This is a genomic window from Streptomyces sp. Ncost-T10-10d, from assembly GCF_900091955.1.
Taxonomy (GTDB): domain Bacteria; phylum Actinomycetota; class Actinomycetes; order Streptomycetales; family Streptomycetaceae; genus Streptomyces.
Genome location: NZ_FMDF01000148.1, coordinates 1 through 6,876, shown reverse-complemented (window position 1 = coordinate 6,876; position 6,876 = coordinate 1). Strand labels below are relative to the sequence as shown.

Here is a 6,876-nt window from a genome sequence, read left to right as displayed (position 1 = left end):
TGCCGTTCCGCTGCTACTGGGCGTTTCTGCCACATCCTCAAATCAGACGGACTTCGTGTATGAGGAGCGGAGCAAACGGGCGGCCATGGCGGCAGTTCGACAGGCGCGAGGGAGTACGTTCGATGCAAATGCCGCAATCCTGACAGCCGTAAAACTCGCATACGAGCACGGAACATCTCTGAACGCCCACTGAGTGAGCGTTTGATTCTTTGTTGTCCGTTTCATTTGTAGTCAGTGGCTGTTGTCTTTCCGGGCTTGAGGGCTGCGTTTCCGCTGGTCAGGCGTAGGTTCGGCGGTCTCGGGGAGTGGTGACGTGTCGAGTTGTCGCTCTGGAGGAGGTCGGGGATGCCTTCGGTCGTGGGGCTGCTGGAACAGCGTGAGCTCACCGCTCGCCGTCGTATGGACGGTCTGCGGGAGGAGGCCGACCGTATCCAGGCCGAGCTGGTCGTAGCCGAGCGGGAGTGGAACGAGTGGGTCATCGCCCGTTCACGCGTCGACGAGGTGCTGTCTCCGGGCGAAGGAAACGCCGCCGACCCGGATGCCGTCGAGGAGCCGTCGGATCGCGGTGAACCGCCGGTGCGGCCTGCATCTTCGGAGGCGGCGAAGCCGAAATCGGTGGTGCCGATGTGGCGTGCGGGGCTGGCCTGGTTGGCACTGTCGGCGGACTACCAGCGGATCCTGCAGGCTCTCGCGGACCGGAACCGTCTCGGTCAAGGCCCGCTGACCTGCCAGGAGATGGCCGCCTGCTTCGGTCTGGACCTGGTGCCCGCGAAGATCGAGGCGTTGCGGTCGAAGGCGAAGCGGCTGACAGCGCGCGGGTGGCTGGCCGAGCCGGCGCCGGGCCGGTTCACGCTCGCGAAGAGCGTGGCCGGGCCAGGCGGCGGGACATGAGCTGCGTCATCGACCAGTAGACCATCGCCTCCGCGCTGCTGGTGGGCCGTTCGAAGTCCCGCACGAGGCGGCGGCTTCGCATCAGGTGGGCGAAGAACCGCTCCACGATCCAGCGCTTGGGAAGCACGACGAAGCCGCGCATGTCGTCGCTGCGCTTGACGATGGCGAGGACCAGGGCGAGGGTGGCGAGGCAGCACTCGACGAGGCTGCCGGTGTAGTCGCCGCCGGCCCAGACCAGGACCAGCAGGTGGTGCGCGGCGGCGACCTGGGCGAGCAGGACCTGGGCTGCCGCGCGGTCTTGGGTGTCAGCGGCGGTGACCATCACCGCGAGCAGCAGGCCGAGGGTGTCGACCACAGCGTGCCGCTTGCGGCCGTTGACCAGCTTGCCGCCGTCGAAGCCGCGGCTGTCGGCGCCGACGACGGCGTCTGCCTTGACCGACTGGGAGTCCATCACGCCCGCGCTCGGCTCTGGATCCTGCCCGGCCTGCTCGCGGACCTTGCGGCGGAGCCGGTCGTGGAACTCCTTGACCATGCCGTGGTCGCGCCAGCGGCGGAAGAAGGCGTAGACCCGGTCCCACGGCGGGAAGTCGGCCGGCATCGCGCGCCATTTCGTTGCGTTGTCGACCAGGTAGCGGATCGCGTCCAGTGTCGCGCGGTGGCAGTACGCCTCCGGCTGCCCGCCCCGGCCCCGCAACCAGCCCGGCACCGGCAGCAGCGGCCTGGCCACCGCCCACTCCGCGTCGGACATGTCCGTCGGGTAGCGGCGCTCGCGCCCCCCGTGGTCGCCGGCGTTCCCGAACCGGTGAGCCAGGCAGTCACACGCAAGGGTGGCAGAAGTGGACTCCACCCACGTGGTGCCGTAGAACTGCGTCAACAGGGCCTCCTGGAAAGCTTGTTGGCGTAGACACCCTTTGAGCTACCAGGAGGCCCTGCTTTCACGCGCGGCGGCCGCCGCAGTCACCCGATCGAGACTCCCGTTCGATCGACAGCCTTCGAGATCGGTACGGGCAACAACCACTTACGTGTCGGGATGCTCCGGCAGGGCGAGCCAGCCCGACCAGGAGATCTCGCGGCCGAGGAAGCGCGGCTGCTCGAACGGCCAGTCGGCGGCGATCCACTGCGGCACCAGCGCGTCGAGGGCTTGCTCGACCTTGCTGCCCACCAGCTCGTCCACCACCCACCAGGAGATCTCGCCGTCCGCGCCGGCCCTCTCCGGTGGGTCGATGTAGACGCAGCCGAGCAGAGCTGTCTCCGCCGCGTCGAACAGCGCGTAGTTGAAGGACTGGTGTGCGGCGATCTCCTTCTCGTGCCGCAACAGGTCGGCCTGGTCGGCCTCGTAGGTCATGGTGGCCGCGGGCCAGCCCCAGGCCGGGCCGAAGATGGTCCACAGCCGCTCGCGCGAACCCATCACAGCCGGATAGTCGAGCGGGGTGTCCGCCTCCCGGACCGGCCGCAGGTGATGACCACCGCCCGGCAGCGGTACCAGGACGGGGTGGACGAAGTCATCGGGAAGCCAGCTCATGGCGCCCGACCGTAGCAGCGCGCGGCCGTCCGCTCCCCTGGATTTTCCCCGTATATCGCCAGGCTCTGCTCTCATGCCGGGCAGGGCCCGCGCGATCACCCGATCGAGACTCCCGGACAGACTCCGTGATCGGTATGGCAACGGCTTCTTACGCCGCACCGGGGTGGCTGGCTGTCGGTGGTCGACGAGGGTCTGAATGCTCTGGGCGTCACTGCCGTGTCTGTCGAGGATTTCAGCTACAGCGACCTGCCCGATCCTCTGCCGTACACATTCATACCGGGGCGCGGCGAGTGGACGCCCGATCACATCGCACAGGCGTTGGAGCAGTTCGAGGCCACCAAGCGGGCGGTCGACGAGTCGGGCCAGGCGCCCCCGCTGGAGCCTGAAGTCGTGGAGGCCGTTATGCAGTGTCTCGGCTGGATGCGGCATGCGGTGGGACGGCCGGGCTTTGGCGTTATCGGCTTCCGTTCCTGAAGTCCCGGACAGGGCGACCGGATGGCCCCCTCCTAGCTTGATCTTTAACCTGTGCGGCGGGGACGTGGAGTCGTTGTCTTCTTCGTGCGTCGCTTCGTGAGGTCGGGTTTGCGGACGATGTGCACGTCATAGCGTGCAGTGGGCTGGTTGTTCCTTCGGCCGGGTGGCCGTCCTGGGCCGGGCCGAGAGGATTTCGGTGCGCCGGCTGGGCAGGCGGCCTTCGGCCGGAGGTGCCGAAAGTCGCGACGGACTCGTGCGGGGGTGAGTCTGTCGGGCGGGACCGGCTTCTCCCACGGCCGCCGGAGGTCTGCCGCCAGCGGGCGGGCGAGCCGGAGCTGGGTGAAGACGGTGACGATCAGCCAGGTCCATCGGTCGGCGGCTTCGGGGGTGCGGATCCTCGGGCAGGTCCAGCCGAGGGTCTGCTTGAAGAGGCGGAAGGTGTGCTCGATGTCGAAACGCCGCAGAAACGCCTGCCACAGACGGTCGATGTCGGCTGTGGTGGCGTCGGTGCCCGACCACCACAGCCACACCGGCTTCGGTGTCGCGCCACTGGGCAGGTACTCGACCTGCAGGCGGATCACGGTCCCCTCGATCACCGGCAGGGACCCCAGCTGGGCAGTCCAGGCCGAACGGTGGGTCAGTCTCGGATGGAGCCGGTCCCAGGCCCGGACGGTGGCGGTGCCGTAGAGACGGGTTGCGGTCACCGTCTGCGCGTCGGGGATGTTCCAGGTGGTGGGGTCACCGAAGACGAACTCGCCGCCATGGCGAGGCGGACGGCCCCGGACGCCGGGCTCGCGGGGCGGTGCCGCACGGCGCAGGACACAGGGCGTGAACCACAGCGGCGGGGCCGCCGGAATCAGGTGGGTGCACCCGGTGGGGATGTCTTTCTGTGCAATACCGCGCTGGGCCGCGTCGTACAGCCAGCCGTCGGAGATCCGTTGGCCGTCACCGTCGACGGCCTTCAAGCTGACCGCCCCGAGAACTGTGATCAGGGGGTGACGTACGCAGTACGACCATCCGCGAGGTGCTTGATGAAGGGGCCCATGAGGCTCTCCGTGCCAGGGCGGGTGACGATGTCAGCGATCGGGCCCCCTGCCCACGGCAGAGGGACCTGCTGGGCTGCGATCCTCACCCCGGCAGCCGTGCCGAGCGCTGGGCCCACCGAAGCCGTGGGCGTGCCACCCCGCTTACCGCGCGAGGACGCGGCGCGTCGACCACCGCGGCCGCAATCGTACCCATGGTCGCGGCCCTGTGATCGGCTCTTGAGCCCGTGTTTGGGCCCAACCGAGAATGACCGGCGCCGGAAGCAACACGCAGCCCTCGCCGCGGACGGCGTACGTCACGTCGGGGGCAGACGTCGCTGCCCCCTGACGGCCTTCCAGCCGGAGTTGAACGAAGCCGTGCCACCACGGCGCATGGGGGGCAAGCGGTCCTACCTTGTCGGTGGGTTGGACGGGCCAGTCGTAAGGTCCAGAGGCCCAGAGACTCCGGCTATGGCTTTCAAGCGGTTGCCCTCGATGGTTTGCCCCACCTGGCCGCCCGGAGTCTCACGACGACTCAGCCGCTGATGAGGAGTTGCGAGCACCTGCGGGTGTACCGCTGAGTAGGACCACGCTGGCGAGGTCGTTCGGGAGAACAGCAGTCACCGACGAACCGGAGGAACCCGTGCCCCAGATATGGGCGGGCGTGGACATCGGCAAGACCCATCACCACTGCGTGGTCCTGGACGCCGAGGGCAAGCGGCTGCTGTCGCGACGCGTGCTGAACGACGAGCCGGCACTGCTGGCTCTGCTCGCCGACGTGCTGGCGATCGACGAGGACGCCGTGTGGGCAGTCGATGTCGCCGACGGTGTGGCGGCCTTGCTGATCAGCGTGCTGCTCAATCACAGCCAGCAGTTGCTCTACATCCCCGGTCTCGCGGTGAACCGGGCCTCGGCCGGCTACCGGGGCATGGGCAAGGCCGATGCCAAGGACGCCACCGTCATCGCCGACCAGGCCCGGATGCGCCGGGACCTGACCGTGCTGAGGCCGGACGACGAGGACGCCGTCGAGCTGCGGGTCCTCACCAGCCTGGCGGGCCGACCTGAACGCCGACCGCGCCCGACGGATCAAGTCAGCCCAGTCCTGCATCCTGTGCCCATGGCTGACACCTTTGACCACGCCCCGCCCTTCCGCTGACCGGGGTTCACCTCAGTCGCCTCCGCCCTCGTCGGGTGTCCCAACAGCCCTGGAAGTTGGGTGAGTTTGGTTTCGGCAGCGTGTGGTTGGCTGGAAAGCGGCTGTTGATGTTCGGAGTTGACGTGTGGACGGCTTTCATTTTTACAAATTCGACACATCGTCAACGCATTTGCAGCCTGTCCCTGTGCATCAGCCGGGCTGAGGGGAATCCATTTCCCATATCACAGCCGGGCATTCAGGAGGCTGGTTCACGACGAACTTGGGTCACCGGCAGACTGTGCAGATAGTCAGATCTTCTCGCGCGGCAGTGTGGCTAGCATGAGCGAGTACCCGGTCGGAAGATCGTCATCCTCTTGGCGACCCCCTTTCCGACCTGCGGCCGCCATGAGTCGGCCGCCCCGTTTCTTCTGATCTCATGGACCGAGGGACCGCGGAATGTCAGTGCCTGCACCGCTCAGTCAGCACCGTCCGGCGAAGGCGCCGCGCACCTCGCCGACCACGCCCCTGGTCGTGCTGGTGGTGAGTGCCGCAGCCGGCGGCGTGGCCGTCGCCCTGGCGCCGTCCGGCGCCCGCACCTGGGCGCTGACCGTGGCGGCGGTCGCCTGGGTGTGTGTGGCCGCGGCCGCCATTGTCAGCCACCGGCTCGTCCAGCGGGCCCGGCGCACGGTCGCCGCGCAGACCTCCGAGACCGGCCGTCTCAAGGCGCAGTCGGTGCAGCTGTCGGCGGAGACCGCGCACCTGGTCAACGTGACGTTGCCCGCCGTGGTCAAGCGGTTGCGGGACGGCACGAGCGCGGCCGACGCGCTGGGCAGCGTGCCCCCGCCGTCCGACCCGCAGCTGGGCCGGGTCGTGCACATCTTCGCCGCCGCCGTCGAGGAAGGCGTGCAGCACGCGGCCGCCCTGGACGGCGGGCGCCGGCAGGCCCTGTACGAGCTGAACGAGGCGGCCGCCGCGCTGGAGCGGCTGGCGCAGGAGACCCTGCCCGCCGTGGTCGCCCGGCTGCGCGAGGGCCAGTCCGCCGACACGGTGCTCGCCGAACTCGACCTGCCGCGGCTGCCCATGGTCCGCACCCCGACCGAGTCGTTCGTCCGCGAACTCGCCCACAGCGAGCGGCGCGCCGCCGCGGCACAGGTCGCCTCCGCCAGGGCGCTCAGCCGCGTCCAGGCCAAGTCCGTCAGCATGCTCGCCGACCTGCGGGACATGCAGGAACGATACGGCGAGGAGGTCTTCGGTGACCTGCTGAAGCTGGACCACAGCACCTCCCAGCTCGGCCTGATGACCGACCGGCTCGCGCTGCTCATGGGCGGCCGGTCCAGCCGCGCCTGGAACAAGCCGATCGTGATGGAGAGCATCCTGCGCGGCGCCGTCGGCCGAATCGCCGCCTACCAGCGGGTGCGCCTGCACTGCTCCACCACCGCCGGGATCTCCGGCTTCGCGGCCGAGGGCGTCATGCATCTGCTCGCCGAACTGATGGACAACGCGGCGAACTTCTCCCCGCCCATCGACGAGGTGCACGTCTACGTCGAGGACCGCAGCGCCGGTCTGGTTGTCACCATCGAGGACAGCGGCCTGAAGATGGCCGACGCGGCCATGCGCCGCGCCGAGGAAGCGGTGTCCGGTCACATCACCGACCTCGCCTCGCTCCAGGGCACCCGGCTCGGCCTCGCCGTGGTCGGACGGCTCGCGGTGAAGTACGGCATCAGCGTCAACTACCGCCCCTCGTCGCGCGGCGGCACCGGCGTCGTCGTCCTGCTGCCCCAGCAACTGCTCGCTCAGCAGCGCGAGTCGGTGTCGCGTGAGGCGGCCGGCCG

6 protein-coding genes and 2 pseudogenes are annotated in these 6,876 nt (G+C 68.9%); 5 read left to right on the top strand and 3 right to left on the bottom strand.

Annotated elements, in window-relative coordinates; all coding sequences use genetic code 11:
- Together GA0115254_RS45295 and GA0115254_RS26290 are read left to right on the top strand one after the other, a co-directional pair.
- The coding region (locus GA0115254_RS45295) for a hypothetical protein (RefSeq protein ID WP_218105583.1) at nt 1–193 on the top strand (193 nt) is incomplete at its 5' end.
- A 152-nt stretch (nt 194–345) separates the two neighbouring features.
- Nucleotides 346–891 carry a hypothetical protein gene (locus GA0115254_RS26290; RefSeq protein WP_093897774.1) on the top strand — a complete coding sequence of 182 codons (546 nt, stop codon included), beginning with the start codon at nt 346–348 and terminating at the stop codon, nt 889–891.
- On the opposite strand, the gene GA0115254_RS26285 is transcribed toward GA0115254_RS26290, so the two are convergent.
- Both GA0115254_RS26285 and GA0115254_RS26280 read right to left on the bottom strand, forming a co-directional pair.
- Complete coding sequence (locus GA0115254_RS26285) at nt 848–1,765, bottom strand: IS5 family transposase (protein WP_256102780.1); 918 nt, start codon at nt 1,763–1,765, stop codon at nt 848–850. The genes GA0115254_RS26290 and GA0115254_RS26285 overlap by 44 nt on opposite strands.
- Before the next feature lie 144 nt (nt 1,766–1,909).
- Nucleotides 1,910–2,413 carry a GNAT family N-acetyltransferase gene (locus GA0115254_RS26280; protein WP_093897773.1) on the bottom strand — a complete coding sequence of 168 codons (504 nt, stop codon included), beginning with the start codon at nt 2,411–2,413 and terminating at the stop codon, nt 1,910–1,912.
- Between the two features lie 177 nt (nt 2,414–2,590).
- Between GA0115254_RS26280 and GA0115254_RS26275 the strand changes: the two genes are divergently transcribed.
- Nucleotides 2,591–2,887 (top strand): DUF7691 family protein, encoded by a 297-nt coding sequence (locus tag GA0115254_RS26275; RefSeq protein ID WP_256102779.1) that lies wholly within the window; start codon nt 2,591–2,593, stop codon nt 2,885–2,887.
- Between the two features lie 44 nt (nt 2,888–2,931).
- Here the strand turns inward: GA0115254_RS26275 and GA0115254_RS26270 are convergent.
- Nucleotides 2,932–3,708 (bottom strand): annotated as a pseudogene (locus tag GA0115254_RS26270) (transposase); the annotation flags it as partial.
- An 844-nt stretch (nt 3,709–4,552) separates the two neighbouring features.
- Between GA0115254_RS26270 and GA0115254_RS26265 the strand changes: the two are divergent.
- Both GA0115254_RS26265 and GA0115254_RS26260 read left to right on the top strand, forming a co-directional pair.
- Nucleotides 4,553–4,997, top strand: a pseudogene (locus GA0115254_RS26265) (IS110 family transposase); the annotation flags it as partial.
- A 503-nt stretch (nt 4,998–5,500) separates the two neighbouring features.
- A partial coding sequence (locus GA0115254_RS26260; RefSeq protein ID WP_107451381.1) for a sensor histidine kinase occupies nt 5,501–6,876 on the top strand: 1,376 nt, incomplete at its 3' end.